Origin of the sequence: Sneathiella sp., assembly GCF_036844445.1 — a bacterium.
In the GTDB taxonomy this organism is placed as follows: Bacteria; Pseudomonadota; Alphaproteobacteria; order Sneathiellales; family Sneathiellaceae; genus Sneathiella.
Genome location: NZ_DAIUFV010000003.1, coordinates 300,635 through 318,980 on the forward strand (window position 1 = coordinate 300,635; position 18,346 = coordinate 318,980).

Here is an 18,346-nt window from a genome sequence, read left to right on the forward strand (position 1 = left end):
CGACGTCGTGCCGCATGTTGTGCGCGGCTGACGCCGTCACTCCAACCACCACCGAATGAGAGGTAACATGACATCTGACAGTATTGATACCCGTCGTATGCGGGGGACATCCGCGGCCAAGAAAGGCGTGCCGGGCGCGCCGCCGCAAGGCGCCCGGCAACAGCATCCCGAGCCGGGGCAGAAAACCCCGGGCTTTCGGCCCGATCCGCGGGGCTGCGGAGGGGCGGCGCGCAGCGTCCCGGCCGATGCCCCGACGGGAGCGGGCGAGGCGCGGCAGGCGCGGCAGAAGCGGGCGCAGGCCAGCGGTTTCCGGCTTGACCTCAGCGCCGACCAGCTCCGCGCCGCCGATATGATCATGCGCGGCTTTCATCTTCGCACCGACGGGCTCGGCATGCGCACGCAAAGCTACGGCTGGCAGCCGCGCGGCAGCGGCGGCGGAAACGAGCGCTGGGAGAGCGAGGTGATGCGGCGCTTTCTCGGCTGGGCGGTGCGGGCGCAGGGCGAGGGGCTTTCCGTCGCTGCCGCCCTCGATGTGATCGTGTTCGGCAAGAGCTGCCGGCAGGTCGATCGCGAGCGGCGGCGGCGCGCCGGCTTTGCCCGCGACAATCTGCTGGGCAGCCTCGATCTCTATCTCCAACTCTGAAAAAAACACCTTAAGATAGAAAATTATTGACATGTGGGGATCATTGCTTTAACATTATTCCCATGGTCGAGAAATGGGCCCGCAGGAAAGTGAAATTTCCGGCGGGCTTTTTTTATTGTTTATGATTTATCAGCATAAATAATAAAATACGACGCAACTCTAATCAATTACCTGACATGTAAACCCTCTTGAAAGCGCGAAGGAAAGGTCGCGCCGCCTCTGTTCGTCCTGTCGGGATACACTCGTATAAGACGAAATTTATAAAATTTTACGTAAATGAGAAAGGAGCTAAATGAGCACTATCGAGCTGATCAAATCCGCGCTTTCCAACAAGATCTGGCGCCGTTCGCTCGCGCTTCCACTGCTCGAGGAGATCAAGCAGGCGGGACGGATCAACGATATCGTCGCGCTGCTGGGGTCGGTCTTCCTGAAGAAAGAGGAGGAGACGGTGCGCCGCTTCATCGCCGATGTGTTCGCCGGTGAAATCCTGGCCATTGCCGATAATGACGGAGCGGGGGACACGGCGTGCCGCGAAGATGTCACCCGCTCGAAACTTCGCATCGATACGCGCAAATGGCTGATGGCGCATTTCGCGCCGGCGCAATATGGCGACGGGGCGATGGCCGACCGGGCGGGCCGGCGCAACCTGATCGCACCGCAACTCTACCTGCCTGAAAATGGCCGCGATTAGACCGCAGGCCGGGCCGCAGGAGCGCTTCCTCGGCACCGCCGCCGATATCGCCATCTATGGCGGCGCGGCGGGCGGGGGGAAAAGCTTCGCGCTGCTGATGGAGCCGCTCCGCCATATGATGCGGCCGGACTTCAAGGCGGTGATCTTCCGCCGCACCGCGAAGCAGGTGAAAAACGAGGGTGGCCTCTGGGATGCCTCACTCGCGCTTTATGGCGCGGTTGGCGGCACGCCGAAGGAGAGCGAGCTTGCCTGGAAGTTCGAGGGCGGCGGCTCGATCAGCTTCGCGCATCTGGAGCATGAGAAGAACAAGCTCGACTGGCAGGGGACGGAGCTCGCCTTCATCGGCTTCGATGAGCTGACGCATTTCAGCGAGTCGCAGTTTTTCTATCTCCTCAGCCGCAACCGTTCGACCGGCGCGGCGCGGCCTTATGTGCGGGCGACCTGCAACCCGGATGCGGATAGCTGGGTCGCCGATCTGATCCGGTGGTGGATCGATCCCGAGACGGGCTATCCGATTGCTGACCGCTCGGGCGTCCTCCGCTGGTTCATCCGCGATGAGGAGGCGCTGATCTGGGGCGATGAGAAAGACGCGCTCGAAGCGGCGCACCCCGGGCGAATCGCCAAATCGCTCACCTTTATCGCCGCCTCCATCGAGGATAACCGCATCCTGATGGCGCGCGATCCGGGCTACCGCGCCAATCTGCTGGCGCTCGCCACCGTCGATCGCGAGCGGCTGCTTTTTGGCAACTGGAAGATCCGCCCGGCGGCCGGCGCCTATTTCCGCCGCGGCTGGTTCCCCGTGGTTGCGGCGGCGCCGGCGGCGGCGCGGCGGGTGCGCGGCTGGGACCTTGCGGCGGGCGCGGCGGACGGGGGCGGCCAGCCGGACTGGACGGCGGGCGTGCGCATTGCCCGCGATCCGCAAGGCATATTCTATATCGAACATGTCGAGCGGCTGCGGGGCACGCCCAACGAGGTCGACCGCGCGATCTTCAACCTGGCGAGCAGCGACGGGCGCGAGACGCTGATCGCGCTGCCGCAGGATCCGGGGCAGGCGGGCAAGGCGCAAGCGCAGGCGCTGGCCCGGCTGCTCGCCGGTTTTCGCCTTCGCAGCCAGCCGGTGACGGGCAGCAAGGTCGTCCGCGCCATGCCTTTTTCCTCGCAATGCGAGGCGGGCAATGTGCGGCTCGTCGCGGGGCCGTGGAACGCGGGCTTTTTGAATGAGCTGGAGAATTTCCCGACCGGTCGTCACGACGATCAGGTTGATGCGGCGTGTGAAGCCTTTCATGCGCTCACCGATGTCAGTCAGAAATTGCAACAGGATATGTATTCATGAACGATCCGTCTCTCCCCTCCCGGCTCTATGAGGCGATGGCCGCGCGCTGGGCGCTGCCGCAGGCGCTGATGGGCGGCACCCTCGCGATGCGGGCGGCGGGCGCGCGCTACCTGCCGCGCCACCCGGCGGAAAATGCCGCCGTCTATGCCGAGCGGGCGCGCCGCGCGGTACTGCGCAATTACTTCCGCCGCACCGTCAGCAAGCTCACCGGCCGCGTCTTTGCCGAGCCGCTCGCCTTCTCAAGTGATATGCCGGAGGAGCTGGAGGCGCTCTTTCGCAATGTCGATCTGATGGGCCGCGGCCTCAATGTCTTTGCCCGCGACTGGTTCGAGGATGCGCTCGTCTCTGGCCTCTCGCATGTGCTGGTGGATTTTCCGGCCGGCAGCGAGGCCGCCTCACTCGCCGAGGAGCGCGAGCGGGGCATGCGGCCCTATCTCGTTCATATCCGCGCCGATCAGCTCATCGCCGCGCAGTGGGACGGCCACGGGCGGGAGCGGCTGCTGACGCAAATCCGCATCCGCGAGCGCGGTCTTGCCTGGCACGGCTTCGCGGAGCGCGAGGAGGAGCGCATCCGCGTCATCGAGCCCGATCACTGGCGGCTCTACCGCGCCGATGACAAGGGCAAATGGCAGGAGATCGCGGCCGGCGACAACACGCTCGGCCGCATTCCGCTGGTGACGCTCTATACGGCGCGAAAAGGCTTCCTGCAGGCCGAGCCGCCGCTCGAGGATCTCGCCTTTCTCAATCTTGAACATTACCAGATCCGCTCCGATCAGCGGAACGCGCTGAATGTGGCGTCCTTCCCGATCCTGGCGGCGAGCGGCTACAACCCCGAGATTGACGGCCCCATCGAGGTCGGCCCCAACAAGGTGCTGACGACGAGCGAGAGCGACGGGCGCTATTACTATGTGGAGAGCAGCGGCGCGGCGCTGGAGGCGGGGGCGCGCGAGCTTGAGGCGCTTGAAAAAGCGATGCTGCTTTTCGGCCTGCAGTTTGAAGCGCCGAAGCAGATGGAGACGGCGACGGGCCGCGCGCTCGATGCCGCTGATGCGCTCTCGCCGCTCTCGGCCATGGCGATGAATCTGGAGGACAGCCTGAACGCGCTGCTGCGCCTTCTCGCCGACTGGCTCGATATCGCCCATCCCGGCAGCATCGCGGTGAGTTCCAAGGCGGGCGCCGGGCGTGGCCAGAGCGAGGATCTCAGCTTCCTGCTGGAAGCGCGAAAACTTGGCGATATCACGCCGGACGAACTCCTGCGCGAGGCGCGAACGCGCGGCCTGCTGACCGACAGCCTGAAGGCCAACGCCGCCGAATGACGCCTGTCACCGCATTTCCTGTCAACAAGGCCCCGGGAAGGGGCTTTTTTTATGAGGTAACCGATGTTTGATTTTCCCCTCCATGTGGCGGCGCTGGATGACGTGCCGGAATGCTATCGCGGCCTCTACCAGCCGGGCGAAGAGGCGGCGGCGCCCTTCGCGCTCGATCCCCAGCTTGCCGAAAAGCTCGATGTTTCGGGCCTCGTCTCGGCGCTCGAGAAAGAGCGCGGCGCGGCCCAAGGCTTTGAAAAAGAGCTGAAAGCCTGGCGCAGCCTCGGCCCCGACCCCGATACAGCGCGCACCGCCATCAGCAGCGCGCTCAGCACCGCCTTCGAGGAGCGGCTCGCCCTCAAGGACGCGGAAATCGCCGCGCTCGCCGCCGAGAACGGCGCGTTTCTCATCGAGACGCGGGCGACGGAGGCCATTTTGAAGGCGGGCGGCAGTGTCGAATTGCTGATGCCGCATATCCGCGCCGCCGTCAGGCTGGAGGCGGCGGCGGTGGGCGGGCGGCCCGCGATCCGTATCCTCGGGGCGGACGGCGCGGTGCGCAGCGATGCGGACGGCGCGCCGCTCACCCTTGAAGCGCTGGTCAGCGAGATGCGGAACTCTCCCGTTTTCGCCCGCGCCTTCGCGCCGACCGGCCACCGCGGCAGCGGCATGGATCCGGGCGGCCTCATTCCCGGCCGCGGCGTTGTCAGCGGCCATCACCCCGGGGCGCTCAACGCCCGCCTCGAAGATATCGCGCGCGGCAGGGTGACTGTCGCGCTCTAGGCAAAGCCCGCGGGATGCGGCAGCGGTCCGGGACGGGCCGCCCACTCTCACACTCAACCCCTCTTTCTGGAGATAACCTATGCCAAATGATATTTCGGCCGCGATGCCGAAGATTCTCGCGCGCGGGCTGATGGCCCTTCGCGAGCAGACCGTGATGCCGCGCCTTGTAAACGGCGATTTCAGCGCCGAGGCGGCGCAGAAGGGCGACACCATCGATATTATCCTGCCGTCCGACCTCACGGCGACGGACGTAACCCCGGCGGTGACGGCGCCGACGCCGACCAGCTCGACGCTCGAGAAAGTGCAGATCGAGCTCAATCACTGGAAAAAAGCCGATTTCTATCTCACCGACAAGGAGATGATGGAGGTCGATGCGCGCGACAGCTTCATGCCGGTGCAGGCAAGCGCCGCCATCCGCGCCCTTGCCAATGCCGTCAACCAGTCGATCCATGCCGAATATAAAGGCATCTACGGGCTTGTCGGCACGCCGGGGTCGACGCCGTTTGACAGCGACGCCTCCGTTGCGACGGCGGCGCGCAAGCTCTTGATGCAGCAGAAGGCGCCGAAGGAGAACCGCTATGGCGTGCTCGATTTTGATGCGGAATCGAACGCGCTCGACCTTGCCGCCTTCGCCGACGCCAATCAGGCCGGCAGCAGCTCGGTCAAGATCGAAGGCGAGATCGGCCGCAAATACGGTATCGACTGGTACAGCGACGATCATGTGGCGACCCACACGACCGGGGCCACGGGCACGCCGCTTGTCAAGGGCGCCGGGCAGACCGGTTTGAGCCTGATCGTTGACGGCTTTACGACGAAGCCGTCGGTTGGCGATATCTTCACCATTTCGGGCGATCCGCAGCAGTATGTGGTCCTGGAGGCGAGCGATCTCGACGGCACGGAATCGGTGCTCACCATCTCGCCGGCCATCCTTGTCGCGCCGACGGATAACGATCCGCTCACCTTCGCGGCGAGCCATGTGGTCAATCTCGTCTTTAACCGCGATGCCTTCGCCTTCGCCAATCGGCCGCTGGCCCACAGCACGCAGGATCTCGGCCTTGGCAACCAGATCATGTCGATGACCGACCCGGAAACCGGCCTCTCGCTCCGCCTCGAGGTGGCGCGCCAGTACAAGCAGGTGGTCTGGGAGTTTGACATCCTCTGGGGCGTGCGGCTGGTGCGTCCGGAGCTTGCCGTGCGTCTCGCCGGTTGAGTGCGCGCCGGGGAGCGGGCGGGTCCGCTCCCCGTTTCTTTTCTCGCAACCTTTGTGCAGGAAAACTTCATGAGCTTGATAACCGAAACCGGCAGCGGGGTGGCGGGCGCGACGAGCTATGTCTCGCTCGCCGAGGCGGACGGGCATTTCGCCGCGCTTGGCCTTGATGAATGGAGCAGCGCGAGCGAAGCGGCGCGCGAGCTCGCCCTGATGCGCGCGGCGCTGCATATCGACAGCTACCAGTATCCCGGCACCGTGCTCGACTGGGATCAGGGGCTGAAATGGCCGCGGCGCGGCGCGGCGGACCGCGACGGGCGGCCGATTGCCGGGCTGCCGCATGCGCTTCGGATCGCGACGCTGGAGCTGGCGGAGATTTTCCTGCGCGAGGCGGGGCGCATTGAGGAGCGCCTGCCGATCCGCCAGAAGATCGGCCCGATCGAGATCACCTTCGCCGCGGGCAGGACGCGCCTCAGCTTCGTCTTTCGCCTGCTCGCCCAGATCGGCGCCAGGGGCGTCGGCGGCGATACGGTGCGGGGGTGAGGATGCGAAAGGCTGATATCACGCGCGTCATCGCGGAGCTTTTTGACGCCATCGGCGAATTTGCCACTGCGGCCAAGCTCCGCCGCAAGACGGCCGGGGCGTATGCGCCGGGCGCCGCCGCGGCGGAGACGGTGAGCGAAACCCTGATCCGCGCCGTCCCCATCGCCCGGCCGCTCAGGGCCGGCGACAATGCCGCCTCGGCGCTGCTTGATCCGCCGCATCGCTATGCGCTTATTGAATGCGCGAGCCTCACCCCGCGCGCCGGCGACGAGATCGAGATCGGCGGGGTGCGCTTCACGCTGCTTCAGGTCGCCGCGATGGATGCGGGCGCGGGCGCGCTTTATGAGGTCACCTACCGATGAGCTATCGCAAGATCCAGGCCGCGCTCGATGCCCGGCTGTTGACCTCGAACGAGACCCAGATCGCCTTTCCCGGACGCCCCTACCGTCCCGCGCATGGGGCGGCCTATGTGGCGGTGGAATTTCGCCCCGCGTCCGTGGAGGCGATCTTTCTCGGGCCCGGCGCGCCGGAGCTTCACCGCGGCCTCTACCGGCTCACCCTGCATGATCCCGATGCGGTCGCGGCGGAGAGCCGGGTGGACGCGCTCCGCAGTCACTTCAACCGCGGCCGCATTCTCACCTTCGAGAGCCTCGACGTGCATCTTGAGGGGGCCTCCATGGCGGCGGCGGAGGGCGATCTTCGCCGCACCGCCGTGCGGCTCGATATTTCCTGGCGCAGCTATTTTTAAGGAGTGAATGTTATGACCTTCGCGACCGGAGCCCGCCACGGGCTCAGCTTTACCGCCGAGGAGACGTTCGGCGTAACGCCGGAGACGCCGTCGCTGACAGCGCTTCGCCATACCGCCTGCAGCCTCGGCCTTGAGAAAAGACTGCTGGAGAGCGAGGAGATCCGCGCCGACCGGCAGATTGCGCATCTGCTGCACGGGCAGATCTCGGTCTCGGGCGATATCGACGTCGAGCTCGGCTACGGCGCGTTCGATGCGCTGCTTGCCGCGCTGATGCAGTCGGACTGGGATGACAATGTGCTGAAGGCCGGATCGAGCCAGCCGAGCTTCACCTTCGAGCGCGGCTTTCACGATATCGGCGCCTATCAGCGCTTCACCGGCTGCGTCGTCAACCGCCTGCGCCTTACGGTGCGGCCCGAGCGGCTGATTGCGGCAAAATTCCAGATCCTCGGCCAGGCGATGAGCCTTGCCGAAAGCCCGCTCGATGCGGCGGTGGCGGCGGCAGCACTGCATGATCCGATGGCGGGCTTCAAGGGCCTGATCAAGGAGGGCGGAGCCGATATCGGCATCGTTGTCGGGGTTGATCTTGATATCGACAACGAACTGGAGGCAGCCTTCACCCTCGGCACTGCGGGCGCGGCCGATATCCTCGCCGGCGCATCGCGCATCGGCGGCGAGATGACCTGCTATTTCGATGACGCATTACTGCTCGCGAAATTTGTGAATTCCGAGGAAAGCAGCCTTGATCTCACCTTCGAGGGCGCGGGCGGATCGCTCGCCTTTTCGCTGCCGCGCATTGTCTATACGGGCGGCGGCGCGCCCGCGCTTGGCGCCGGGCCGGTGACGCTGACGCTGCCCTTCAGCGCGCTTTATGACGCGGCGGCGGAAAGCAATCTGGTGGTGACCCGCACGCCTGAGGCGGCATGATGAGCCGGGCCGTCTTTGATGTCGCCGCCTTCGATCTGAAGGCGCGGGCCGAGGCGGGCGCGCCGCTTACCCTTCGCCATCCGAAAACCGGCGAGCCGCTGCCCGCCGTCATCTGGCTGCAGGGCGAGGATGCGGAGAATTACCGCCGCACGCTCCGCGCCCAGATCGACCGGCAGATCATGGAGCGCAAGCTGGAGCTGACCGCCGCCGAGATGGAGGAGCGGCTGGTCGAGCGGCTCGCGGCGATCACGCTCAAATTCGAGAATATCGAGAAGGACGGCCGCCCGCTCGAGGCGAGCGAGGAAACGGCGCGGGCGCTTTATCGCGGCCATCTCTGGATCCGCGAACAGGTCGCCGCGTTTGTGGAGGAGCGGGCCAATTTTTTGCCCTGAGCGCCGCGCGGCTGATGGCGTTCGCGGCGCACCAGCTCTGGCTCAATGCCCCGGTCGGCCCCGCTATCACGCGGGCCGAAGCGCTGGCGGCGGTCGCAAAAGCCCGCGGCGGGGCACTTTTAAACGATGGGCCGCCGCTGCCGGGGGCGCTCGCTCATGTCTGGCGCTGGTTCGCCGCGCTTGCCTTCTGCTACGGCGAGGCGGCGCCCGGCCGGCCGGCCGAGATTGCGGCGGATGTCGCGGCGCTCACCGGGATAGGCCCGACGGGCTTTGAGACGGACCTGCTGCTCCGCCTTTTCGCCCTCCGGCGGCGGGCGGGCGCGGAGACAACAAACGGGATAGGGAATGATGATGACGGAAACGGGGATAGCAGGGCTTGACGGCGCGCTGGGGCAGCTCGGCCGGCAGGCCGGCAAAGCCGAACGCGAGGCGCGGGCGCTCCTTCGCACCATGACGGAGCTTCAGAAAGTCTCACGCGGGACGGCGCGCGCCGGCGCGCCAGGCGGCGGGCTTGGGGGTCAGCTTGCCGCGACGCTCGCCGCGGCGCGGCGGGATATGAGCGGTCTCAAGCAGATGGGCGCCGAGATTGCGGGCGGGCTTGACCGCGCCTTCGCCAAAGCGTTCGAGCGGTTTATCGTCTCGGGCCGCGATGCGCGCGCTGTCCTTAAAGGGCTGGAAGCTGACCTTCTTCGCATGGGCACGCGCGCGGCGTTCCGCTCGCTCGGCAATGGCGGCGGCAACGGGCAGGCGGGTGCGCTCGGCAGCCTTTTCAGCGGGATGTTTTCAGGCCAGAGCGGTGCGGCATCGCTGCTTCGCCTCATTCCGGGCTTTGCAAGCGGCGGCGAGTTCACCGTTGGCGGCGCGGCCGGGGCGGACAGGAACCTCGTGCCGCTCCGCCTGACGCGCGGGGAGCGGGTGACGGTGGAGACGCCGGCGCAGGCCCGCCGCCGCGATCAGGCGGGATCCATGACGCCGGCACTTCATATGACGTTCAACATCACCACGCCCGATGCGGCGAGCTTTCGCCTCAGCCAGACGCAGATCCAGGGCGAGGCGCTCCGTCAGGCGCAGCGGGCGCTCAAAAGGAACGGTTGATCATGAGCTTTCACGAAGTGAGATTTCCGACCCGCATCTCCTACGGCGCGATCGGCGGCCCGCGCTTTTCGACAACGGTGCAGGTGCTGAATTCCGGCTATGAGCAGCGCAACATCAACTGGGCCGAGGCGCGGCGCGAATACAGCTTTGATATCAGCCCGAGCCGCGGCGCGGAATGGACCGCGGTTCTTGATTTCTTTCACGCCCGCCGCGGCCGCGCCTATGGCTTCCGGCTGAAGGATTTCGGCGATTTCGTGATGCCCGTGCAGGCAATCGCGACGGGCGACGGGACGGCGACGGCGTTCCAGATCGTCAAACGCTACGGTGATCCCGAGGACCTCGCGCCGGCCTACTCCCGCCCGCTTCGCAAAATCGTCGCCGGCACGGTGAGCGTCGCGCTGGGTGAGACGCCGCTCGAGACGGGCTGGAGCGTCGATGTGACGACCGGCATTCTGACGTTCGAGAGCGCGCCCGCCGATGGCGCCGTCATCAATGTCGCCTGCGAGTTCGATGTGCCGGTCCGCTTTGATACCGATCTCATGCAGGCGGCCATTCCCGGCCCCGATATTCATCACTGGCAGAATGTCAAACTGGTGGAGATACGCCTATGAAAACCCTTGGCAGCGCGCTCGATGCGCATATCGCGGGCGAGGTGACGAGCCTTGCCACCTGCTGGAGCCTCAAGCGGCGCGACGGCACGGAGATGTTTTTCACCGATTTCGACCGCGATCTCGAGGTGGAGGGCGACATCTATCTCGCCGCGAGCGGCTATTCGCGCTCAGCCATCGCCAGCACCAGCCGTTTCAGCGTCGATAATCTCGATCTCATCGGGCATCTCAGCCACGCGGCGATCACCGAGGAGGATCTTCTCGCCGGGCGCTATGATTTTGCCGAGATGCGCATCTTCATGGTCAACTGGCAGGACCCCGGCATGGGCAAAATCCCGCTCCGGCGCGGCTGGATCGGCGAGGTCACCATGCGCGACGGCGCCTTTGCGGCGGAGCTGCGCGGCCTCGCGCAGGGCCTTCTCTATGAGATCGGCGCGCTCTACAGCCCGCTTTGCCCCGCCGATCTCGGCGACAGCGCCTGCGGCGTCGATATCGAGGCGCTGACGACGAGCGACACGGTGGCCACGGTCACCTCGCGCGCAGAATTCACTTTAACCGGTTATGACGGCGCAGACGGGATACTCACCGGCGGCCTGCTCCGCTTCCTCAGCGGCGAGAACGCCGGATTTGCGCATGAAATCCAGGGCTGGGAGCAGGCGACGAAGACGCTGACCCTCTTTCTCGCCGCGCCCTTTGCGGTTGCGCCCGGCGATGAGGTGAGCGTCGTTCCCGGCTGTGACAAGCGCTTCGCCACCTGCCGCGAGAAATTCGCCAATCACGTCAATTTTCGCGGCCATCCGCATATTCCGGGGACCGATGCCCTGATCGGCGGCGCGCATGGTTGACCGGCGCGCCATTCTTGCCGCCGCGCGGCGCCGCCTCGGCACAAGATGGGTGCATCAGGGGCGGAGCGCGGCCGGGCTCGACTGCGTCGGGCTGATCATCGTGATCGCGCGCGAGATCGGCTTTGCGCCCAAAGATGTCGCGGGATACGCGCGCCGGCAGGACGGGCGGATGCTGCTCTCCCGTCTTCATGACCAGCTTCAGCTTTCATCCCTAACTGAATGGCAGGATGGAGATATCGGCGTTTTTCGGGAGGCCGGATTTCCGATCCATCTCGGTATCCTCGCGCGCGATGGCGATGTGCCGACGGTGATCCACGCCCATGCCGGCCGCCGCCGCGTGGTGGAGGAAGCGCTTGGGTCCTACGGCGCGCCGTTTCTTGTTTTCTCCTTCCCCGGCGGAGAGGGCTGATGGCGACGCTGGCATTCGGCATTGCGGGCGCGGGGCTTGGCGCGATGACCGGGATCGGCGCGGGCGCGGGCTGGCTCGTCGGCACGACGCTCGGCCGTCTGCTCTTTCCCGAGGAGGGGGGAGGCCACGCCGCGCCGCTCAGCGATCTCAACGTCACCGGCGCGCGCTACGGCGCGATGATCCCGCGGCTCTACGGCACCATGCGACTTGGCGGCAATATCATCTGGGCATCCGGTCTTCGGGCCGAGGCGGTGACCAGCGGCGGCGGCGGCAAGGGCGGCGCGGGCGCGCCCGAGACGACGGGCTATGCCTACTATGCGAGCTTCGCCGTCGCCATCTGCGAGGGGGAGGTAAGCCGCCTGCTGAAAATCTGGGCCGACGGGCAGGTGATTTATGATGCCGGCGCGGCGGGCGCGGTGATTGCGCCGGGCGTGCGCTTTCGCTTCTATGCGGGCGATGAGGCGCAGCTTCCCGACAGCATCATGGAGGCGGCGGAAGGGGCGGGCAACGTCCCCGGCTATCGCGGGCTCTGCTATCTCCTGTTCGACAATCTGCCGCTGCACAATTACGGTAATCGCCTGCCCAATATCGAGGTGATGGTCACAACAGAGCCGGTCGCGGCGCGGCCCGTACAAAGCGCCGATCTTGCCGGCATCGCGGCGAGCAGCTTCGCCTATGACGCGGCGCGCGGCCTCCTTTACAGCTATGAGGTGACGGGCGGTGTCGACCGCGTGCGCAAGATCGACGCCGCAACGCTGGAAGAGCAGGCGGTTGCGGTTGTCGGGACGGAATTTCCGCGCCTGCCGGATGCGAGCGTTGGCTTCTCGCGCGACCGGGACGGCGCTTTCTGGATCGGCACCGGCGCGGCGCTGCTTGCGGGGCGGAAGATCCACCGCGTCGATGGCGAGACGCTGCAGATTGTCGCTTCCAGCGACCTGCCGACCGGCGTCGGCGCAATCGGCCCCTCCACCGATATCCGCCTGCCGCTCGACGGCGCGGGCTTTCAGGTGGCGGGATCGCAGCAGAATTACCAGGTCGTGGTGTTCGATGCCGCGCTCGATGTCATCGCCACCATCGAAACCACCGCCCGCGTCTGCACCGGCGCGGTGACGGACCAGGATGAGGTTGCCTGGCTCGCCATGTCGGGGCGCGCAACTGGGCCGGTTTTCAGCGATCTCGATATCGTCCGCGTCAGCCTGTCGCCCGAGATGAGCCCCGCGGGCACCAGCTATCGGGTGAGTTCAGGGATTTTCACCATTCCTTCCGCGGATCTCACACCGCTCGGCGGGGGCGGGGGAGAGGCTAACAATATCACATATCTGGTGGCGTATCTTCCCGCAACGGATGAGCTTATTTTCCAGAACGCCTATCGCCTTTTCAAATGGTCGACGCGCCACCGCACTGTGACGGCCACGCGTGATGTCAGCGATCTCAGCGGCAGCCTCAGCCTTGTCGATGGCAATAACGGGATGGAGCTGGTGTTCGTGAGCGCCGGGCGCTACGCGGTTTATCTGAGCGCCGAGACCCTCGCCGAGACGGAGCGGGTTGATCTTTATGAATTCGACGGCGTTTCGGCCTCGGTCAGCGGCGTCTATGATGCCGGCAGCGACAGCCTGTTCGCCTTCAACGGGGAGTTCGGGCTGAAACGGCTTTACCTTCGCCGCGGCTCAGGCGAGGGCGCGCTGATTTCCGATATCGTCAGCGACCTGGCGCAGCTCGGCCGGCTGGAGGCGGGGGATATCGATGTCTCGAAGCTCAGCGGGCGCGTGCCGGGCTATCTCGTTGGCCGGGCGATGACCATCGCCGAGGCGCTGACACCGCTCAGCCACTATGCCTTTTTCGATGCGGTGGAGAGCGGCGATGTGCTCCGCTTCCTGCCGCGCAACCAGCCGCCCTCGGGCATCAGCATAAGCGATGGCGACATGCTCGCGCCGCCGGAGCTTCGTCGCCTGCAGGAGAGCGAGCTGCCCGAGCGGGTCTCGATCTCCTATCTCGCGGCGGATGCGGGCTACCAGATCGGCACGCAGATGGAAAAGCGGAGTTTCAAGCCCGTCGCCACCATGTTCGGGCGCAGCCAGATCGCCCGCGAGTTGCCGATGGCGCTCACCGCCGATCAGGCGCGCCGCGTCGCGCTGAACAGCCTCTATGCCGCCTGGGCGGAGCGGCAGGCGCTCTCGGCCGCCTTGCCGATCCGCTTTCTCGCGCTCGATCCCGCCGATATCATCACCGTCGAGCTTGGCTGCACGGCGGGCAGCGTGCGGCTGATGCAATCGCGCCTCGGCGCCGATCTGACGCTTGAGGCGGAGGCGGTGTCGCTCGAGCCCTTCAGCTATGAGGCGGCGCTTCCGGGCGATGGCGGCTCGGGCTACCAGCAGGTGCTGATCCGGCGGCCCGAGACGGCGGCGGAGCTGTTCCTGCTCGACCTGCCGCTGCTCCGCGATCAGGACGCGACGGCGGGCAATGGCAGCCGCTTCTATTTCGCCATTGCGTCGCGGCGGGGGGAGACGGGCGGCGCGCTCTATTCGGCCTTCGATGAGGAACGCTATGAGATCGAGGGGAGCGTCGGCGCGCCGGCTGTCTGGGGCGTCACGCTGAACGCGCTCGCGCCGACCGACCGGCCGTTTCAGACGGACCGGAGCGGCTATATCGACCTTCGCATGATCAGTGGCGAGGAAGCCCTTGAATCAGTGAGCGATTTGGCGCTCCTCAGTGGCGCGAACGCGATCCTTGTCGGGCGCGAGATCGTGCAGTTCGGCGCGGTGGGAGGGAACCCCGACGGCAGCTACCGGCTGTCGCGGCTGCTCCGCGGGCGGCGCGGCACCGAGGGCGCGGTGACGGATCACAAGGTCGGCGAGCGGGCAATCCTGCTCCGCGCGGACTGCCTCAGTGGCGGCTTCACGGCGCTCGCTTCGATCGATATGCCGCGGCGCTGGAAGGCGGTGCTGCCGGGCCAGCCGATCGAGGCGGCGGCTCCCGTCACGGCGGCGCTCTCGGGCAATGATCTGCGCCCTTACGCACCCGTGCATATCCGGGCGGCGCGCGCGGGCGGCGATCTCACCCTCTCCTGGCAGCGGCGGAGCCGTCTGGGCAGCAGTAGTCTTTCCACCTCGCCGCCGCTTGGCGAGAGAGCGGAGCGTTATGAGCTCTGCTTCGAATATGACGGCCGGCTTGTCTCCAAATTCGTTGGCGACGAGCGGGAGTTTCTCTATTCCGCGGCGGAGTTCAACGCCGATTTTGGCGCTGCCGAGGCGGAGGTTCCGCCGCTCACCCTCACCCTGTACCAGCTTTCCGAAACCATTGGCCGTGGCTTTGCCGCGACGGAGATTGTCTGATGTCTGAACTTGACCTGCCGCAGATCGCCGAGAACCAGGCGCTCGCCCATATCACCTCGAACGATGCCGATGCGGCGCTTGAAGCGGCGCTTTGCGATGAGATGACGGGGCATGATCCGACCGCGGGCAATATCACCCTGCTTGATGAGGAGTTTCGCGGCCACTGGCATCATGTGATTGCGGGCAGCCCCGCCGGCGCCTTCGATTTTATCGTGCCCGCAATCCGCCGCCCCTTCATGGTGACGAACACGACCGACGCGACGGCGACGGTCAAGACGGCAAGCGGCGCGGCGGGGCAGGTCCTTGCCGGGGAGACGCGGCTTTTCTATTGCAACGGCGCGGATGTGCTTGGCCTCTCCGACAGCAGCGCGACAGGCGGAGGCGGCGGCGCGCATGCTGGGGCGCTTCTCACCCGCAGCACCGATCAGAGCATATCCGATAACAGCAACACGGCCGTCGGCTGGGACGGGGAAGCCTATGACACGGACGGCTTTCACGACAATTCGGTCAATAACAGCCGCCTGACGGTGCCGGCGGGCGTCAGCAAAGTGATCCTGTCGGCGCAAATCCGCTGGGACAGCAACACGAGCGGCACGCGCGAGATCCTGCTGCACAAGAACGGCTCGGCGAGTTTCGATGGCCGGCCGTTTCAGCATATCGAGGCGCAATCGGGCCGGACGGTGCAGGGCTTCGTCTCGCCCGTTCTTAGCGTGACGCCCGGCGATTATTTCGAGCTCATCGCCTGGCAGGACAGCGGCGGCGCGCGCAATGTTGAAGCCCACGCCGCCACCTGGTTCAGCCTTCAGGTGATCGCTTGAGGCGAAAAATGATGGGGAAGAGAATGAGAAATTATCTGTTTGCAGCGGCCGCAGGGGCCGCTTTTTTTATGTCTTTTGCGCCCGCCGCCTCGCCCCGCGTCACGGTCCCGGGCTGCCTGCCGCGGGCCGAGATGGGGCGGCTGCTGGCGGAAGAATATAACGAACGGCTGCGCGGTCAGGGGCTGAACAGCAATGGCCGGCTGATCGAGATCTATGTCAATCCGGTGGGCGATAGCTGGTCGCTGACGGAAACCGATCCGAGCGGGCAGAGCTGCCTGCGCGCCGCCGGGCAGTACTGGCAGATGGAGCGGGACGCGGGGCCCGAGGCGGGCGGGCAGCCGGCCGGGCTGCCGGGCGATGCGCCGGCTTTTGCGGGGCCGCGCCCATGACCACGATCGAGGAGGAAATCGCCGTCCTCAGGGTCCGCGTCGAGAATTTGCATCTCGATATGGCCGAGCTTCGCGATGACGTCAAAAGCCTCACGCTGCAGGTCAGCATGGGGCGCGGGGCGCTCAAATTCATCGGCATCACAGGAACCGCCATCGCCGCGTTAACCAGCTTTGCCGCCTGGATCGGACAGACCTTCCGACCCTTCAACCTGTAACCGATGAGGAGATGTCTGTTGCCTCTCTTGGATGCAATCGCGATGGCGGGACCGGTGATCGGCGGCGCCCTCTGGAGCGCGATGACGGGGCTCGCCTTCGGCGTGCTGGCGGCGACGCTGCTGACCGCTCTCGCCCCGGCGCGCTGGCGACGCGGACCGCTCCGCCCGCTCTTTCTCCTGCTCAACCTGCTGGCCGGGAATGTCGGCCACAACCGCAACAGGGACGATGTATGAGCCCGCTCGATGCCGCCCTTTGCGCGCGTCTTGCCTATGAGGCGGCGGGGGCGTCGCTCGCCGCCCGCTTCGGCTACAGCTATTCGGCGGTTGCGCGCGGCGATCATTTCGCCTGGATCGGGCAGCGCCGCGGCATCACGGTCGTCGCCTTTCGCGGCAGCCGGCTCAGCGGGCGGGCGGCGCGGAGTTATCGCAGCAACCTCTCGACGGATCTCATCCCGTGGAGCGGCGAGGGTCGCGTCCATGAAGGCTATTACCAGGCGCTCTGGCAGATCCTCGCCGCCGTCCAGCGCGAGCTGCGCGGCGCGGCGGGGGAGCTGGTGCTGACCGGCCATTCGATGGGCGCGGCGCTCGCCACCCTGGCCGCGCCGCTGCTGGAGGCGGAGCGCGTCCATGCCTTTGCGAGCCCGCGGCTTGGCAACCGCGCCTTCGCCGAGACCTTTCCGCGCAGCATCCGCGTCACCCGCTACGTCAATCGCTGCGACGTGCTGGCGCGCCTGCCGATCTCGGGCGAGACGCGCGGCAGCGATCCAAAGCGGCGCGAGCGCTACTGCCATGTCGGGCGAACGGTCCGCCTGCCGGGCTTCGGCCATTCCATGAGCGCCTATATCGACGGCCTGCGCCTCTGGCGGCGCGGGCCGGACAGCCATCCACCCACTGAACAGGGAGTTTGACCATGACTGCATCACGACAGGAGAGGATCCGCAACCGCACGCCGGAGCGCACGCGCGGGATCACCGATGAGCTTGCCGCCGAATATGTCGCGCTTGCCCGCGACAGCGGCCGGCGCATCGAGGAGGATGGCGAGGGCGAGAGCGAGGGGCTCATGCCGCTCCATGAAATCCTGCAGGGCTGCATCTGGCGCGATGCCGAGAGCGTGCGGCAGAAATCCGGCCTGCTGGAGGCCGAGGGCGAGGACTTCGGCCTTGCCGAGCCGGATCGCTGGAAGGAACTTGATTTCAGCACTGAACGGCGCGGCGCGCGCGGCTTTCTCGATGAAGATCCGCCGCTCTTTTCGGCGGGCGAGGAGAGGGGACGGGGCGGCGGGGCGGCCGACTAGCGCGGAATGCCTCTGCGGCGCGCCGCTAACTGGCTCGATAATCACATTCTCGTCATAGCAGGGCCACTTTTGCGGGCTAGCAACGACCATAGGAACACAGCGAATGAGAGCAATAAGAGCGACAGGCCAGGGGGCCTTGCCCGACGATGTCAGCAGAATATATATTTCACAAACCGCTCGATTTTCCACAAATTTGTGGTATAATCAGCGCCATTCTCAGCACTATAATAGTTGTTTTATTTCAACCAGTTATATTCTTGGTGCGTATCGGCGCCGAAAAATTTACTCATTGGAGACAGCAGATGTCTGTCGGATCAGAGCCTTACCGGTCACGCCTGGCTATTTTCATTCTGGCAACCCTGCTCGTCGCAGGCGCGGCGGCCCCCGCCGCCGCCAAGGCAAATCCGCTTTCCTGCGCCAATGCCCTGTCTGTACAGGAGCGCACAGACTGCCTCAAGGCGCGCCATGCCGCCCCGACCGTGCCGTCGCTCGCGCTGATGGTGACGCCCGAATCGACGCGTTTTGCGCGCATCGTGAAGGAGCAGGAGGCGGCCGCGGAAGAACAACCCCTTGAGCGGCGGAAAGAGGCCTCCATCGGCGCTTTTTCGCCGTTGCCGCTCCTTCTGTTCGGCGTGGCCATTGCCGGGCTCTTCTATCTCAGCCGCCATCGCAGCGGCTCAAGTGAGGATGACGGCTGACGCCAGGCGGGGACGCGGCGCGCCGTTATCACAAACCATCGATTATTTAAGTATTGCTTAAGTATCAAGCCGCTA

The 18,346-nt window shown here is 66.0% G+C and carries 24 protein-coding genes; all 24 read left to right on the forward strand.

Annotated elements, in window-relative coordinates:
- Positions 1–67 precede the first annotated feature (67 nt).
- Positions 68–643, forward strand: coding sequence for a hypothetical protein (locus V7Z56_RS08205; protein ID WP_334128905.1), 576 nt, complete (start codon positions 68–70; stop codon positions 641–643).
- 292 nt (positions 644–935) lie between these two features.
- Positions 936–1,334, forward strand: a complete 399-nt coding sequence (locus V7Z56_RS08210; RefSeq protein ID WP_334128906.1) for a hypothetical protein — start codon at positions 936–938, stop codon at positions 1,332–1,334.
- Positions 1,321–2,667, forward strand: coding sequence for a phage terminase large subunit (terL, locus tag V7Z56_RS08215; protein WP_334128907.1), 1,347 nt, complete (start codon positions 1,321–1,323; stop codon positions 2,665–2,667). Before V7Z56_RS08210 ends, terL begins: the two co-directional genes overlap by 14 nt.
- Positions 2,664–3,983, forward strand: coding sequence for a DUF4055 domain-containing protein (locus V7Z56_RS08220; protein ID WP_334128908.1), 1,320 nt, complete (start codon positions 2,664–2,666; stop codon positions 3,981–3,983). Before terL ends, V7Z56_RS08220 begins: the two co-directional genes overlap by 4 nt.
- Positions 3,984–4,046: 63 nt before the next feature.
- Positions 4,047–4,754, forward strand: a complete 708-nt coding sequence (locus V7Z56_RS08225) for a hypothetical protein (protein ID WP_334128909.1) — start codon at positions 4,047–4,049, stop codon at positions 4,752–4,754.
- A 79-nt stretch (positions 4,755–4,833) separates the two neighbouring features.
- On the forward strand, positions 4,834–5,964 hold the full coding sequence (locus tag V7Z56_RS08230) for a P22 phage major capsid protein family protein (protein ID WP_334128910.1): 1,131 nt from the start codon (positions 4,834–4,836) through the stop codon (positions 5,962–5,964).
- A gap of 69 nt (positions 5,965–6,033) precedes the next feature.
- Entirely contained in the window at positions 6,034–6,504 is a 471-nt protein-coding gene (locus V7Z56_RS08235) for a DnaT-like ssDNA-binding protein (protein ID WP_334128911.1), read from the forward strand.
- Between the two features lie 2 nt (positions 6,505–6,506).
- Positions 6,507–6,866 (forward strand): hypothetical protein, encoded by a 360-nt coding sequence (locus V7Z56_RS08240; protein WP_334128912.1) that lies wholly within the window; start codon positions 6,507–6,509, stop codon positions 6,864–6,866.
- Positions 6,863–7,252, forward strand: a complete 390-nt coding sequence (locus V7Z56_RS08245) for a phage tail terminator-like protein (RefSeq protein WP_334128913.1) — start codon at positions 6,863–6,865, stop codon at positions 7,250–7,252. Before V7Z56_RS08240 ends, V7Z56_RS08245 begins: the two co-directional genes overlap by 4 nt.
- Positions 7,253–7,264: 12 nt before the next feature.
- Positions 7,265–8,176, forward strand: coding sequence for a phage tail tube protein (locus V7Z56_RS08250; RefSeq protein WP_334128914.1), 912 nt, complete (start codon positions 7,265–7,267; stop codon positions 8,174–8,176).
- On the forward strand, positions 8,173–8,568 hold the full coding sequence (locus V7Z56_RS08255; RefSeq protein ID WP_334128915.1) for a hypothetical protein: 396 nt from the start codon (positions 8,173–8,175) through the stop codon (positions 8,566–8,568). Before V7Z56_RS08250 ends, V7Z56_RS08255 begins: the two co-directional genes overlap by 4 nt.
- A 14-nt stretch (positions 8,569–8,582) precedes the next feature.
- The gene (locus V7Z56_RS08260; protein WP_334128916.1) at positions 8,583–8,948 is read left to right on the forward strand and encodes a hypothetical protein; all 366 of its coding nucleotides are present in this window, start codon (positions 8,583–8,585) and stop codon (positions 8,946–8,948) included.
- On the forward strand, positions 8,914–9,663 hold the full coding sequence (locus V7Z56_RS08265) for a hypothetical protein (RefSeq protein ID WP_334128917.1): 750 nt from the start codon (positions 8,914–8,916) through the stop codon (positions 9,661–9,663). Before V7Z56_RS08260 ends, V7Z56_RS08265 begins: the two co-directional genes overlap by 35 nt.
- Positions 9,664–9,665: 2 nt before the next feature.
- Positions 9,666–10,274, forward strand: coding sequence for a DUF2460 domain-containing protein (locus V7Z56_RS08270; RefSeq protein WP_334128919.1), 609 nt, complete (start codon positions 9,666–9,668; stop codon positions 10,272–10,274).
- Complete coding sequence (locus tag V7Z56_RS08275) at positions 10,271–11,116, forward strand: DUF2163 domain-containing protein (protein ID WP_334128920.1); 846 nt, start codon at positions 10,271–10,273, stop codon at positions 11,114–11,116. The genes V7Z56_RS08270 and V7Z56_RS08275 overlap by 4 nt, the downstream gene beginning before the upstream one ends.
- The gene (locus V7Z56_RS08280) at positions 11,109–11,525 is read left to right on the forward strand and encodes a hypothetical protein (RefSeq protein WP_334128921.1); all 417 of its coding nucleotides are present in this window, start codon (positions 11,109–11,111) and stop codon (positions 11,523–11,525) included. The genes V7Z56_RS08275 and V7Z56_RS08280 overlap by 8 nt, the downstream gene beginning before the upstream one ends.
- Positions 11,525–14,857, forward strand: coding sequence for a phage tail protein (locus V7Z56_RS08285; RefSeq protein ID WP_334128922.1), 3,333 nt, complete (start codon positions 11,525–11,527; stop codon positions 14,855–14,857). The genes V7Z56_RS08280 and V7Z56_RS08285 overlap by 1 nt, the downstream gene beginning before the upstream one ends.
- A complete protein-coding gene (locus V7Z56_RS08290) occupies positions 14,857–15,675 on the forward strand; it encodes a hypothetical protein (RefSeq protein WP_334128923.1) in 819 nt (272 codons plus the stop codon). Before V7Z56_RS08285 ends, V7Z56_RS08290 begins: the two co-directional genes overlap by 1 nt.
- Before the next feature lie 68 nt (positions 15,676–15,743).
- Complete coding sequence (locus tag V7Z56_RS08295; protein WP_334128924.1) at positions 15,744–16,064, forward strand: hypothetical protein; 321 nt, start codon at positions 15,744–15,746, stop codon at positions 16,062–16,064.
- Positions 16,061–16,279, forward strand: a complete 219-nt coding sequence (locus tag V7Z56_RS08300; RefSeq protein ID WP_334128925.1) for a hypothetical protein — start codon at positions 16,061–16,063, stop codon at positions 16,277–16,279. The genes V7Z56_RS08295 and V7Z56_RS08300 overlap by 4 nt, the downstream gene beginning before the upstream one ends.
- A gap of 18 nt (positions 16,280–16,297) precedes the next feature.
- Positions 16,298–16,513: a hypothetical protein gene (locus tag V7Z56_RS08305; protein ID WP_334128926.1), complete on the forward strand. Its 216-nt coding sequence runs from the start codon at positions 16,298–16,300 to the stop codon at positions 16,511–16,513.
- Positions 16,510–17,187: a lipase family protein gene (locus V7Z56_RS08310; protein WP_334128927.1), complete on the forward strand. Its 678-nt coding sequence runs from the start codon at positions 16,510–16,512 to the stop codon at positions 17,185–17,187. Before V7Z56_RS08305 ends, V7Z56_RS08310 begins: the two co-directional genes overlap by 4 nt.
- Before the next feature lie 2 nt (positions 17,188–17,189).
- Positions 17,190–17,573, forward strand: a complete 384-nt coding sequence (locus V7Z56_RS08315; RefSeq protein ID WP_334128928.1) for a hypothetical protein — start codon at positions 17,190–17,192, stop codon at positions 17,571–17,573.
- 302 nt (positions 17,574–17,875) lie between these two features.
- Positions 17,876–18,271, forward strand: coding sequence for a hypothetical protein (locus tag V7Z56_RS08320; protein WP_334128929.1), 396 nt, complete (start codon positions 17,876–17,878; stop codon positions 18,269–18,271).
- Positions 18,272–18,346: the final 75 nt, after the last annotated feature.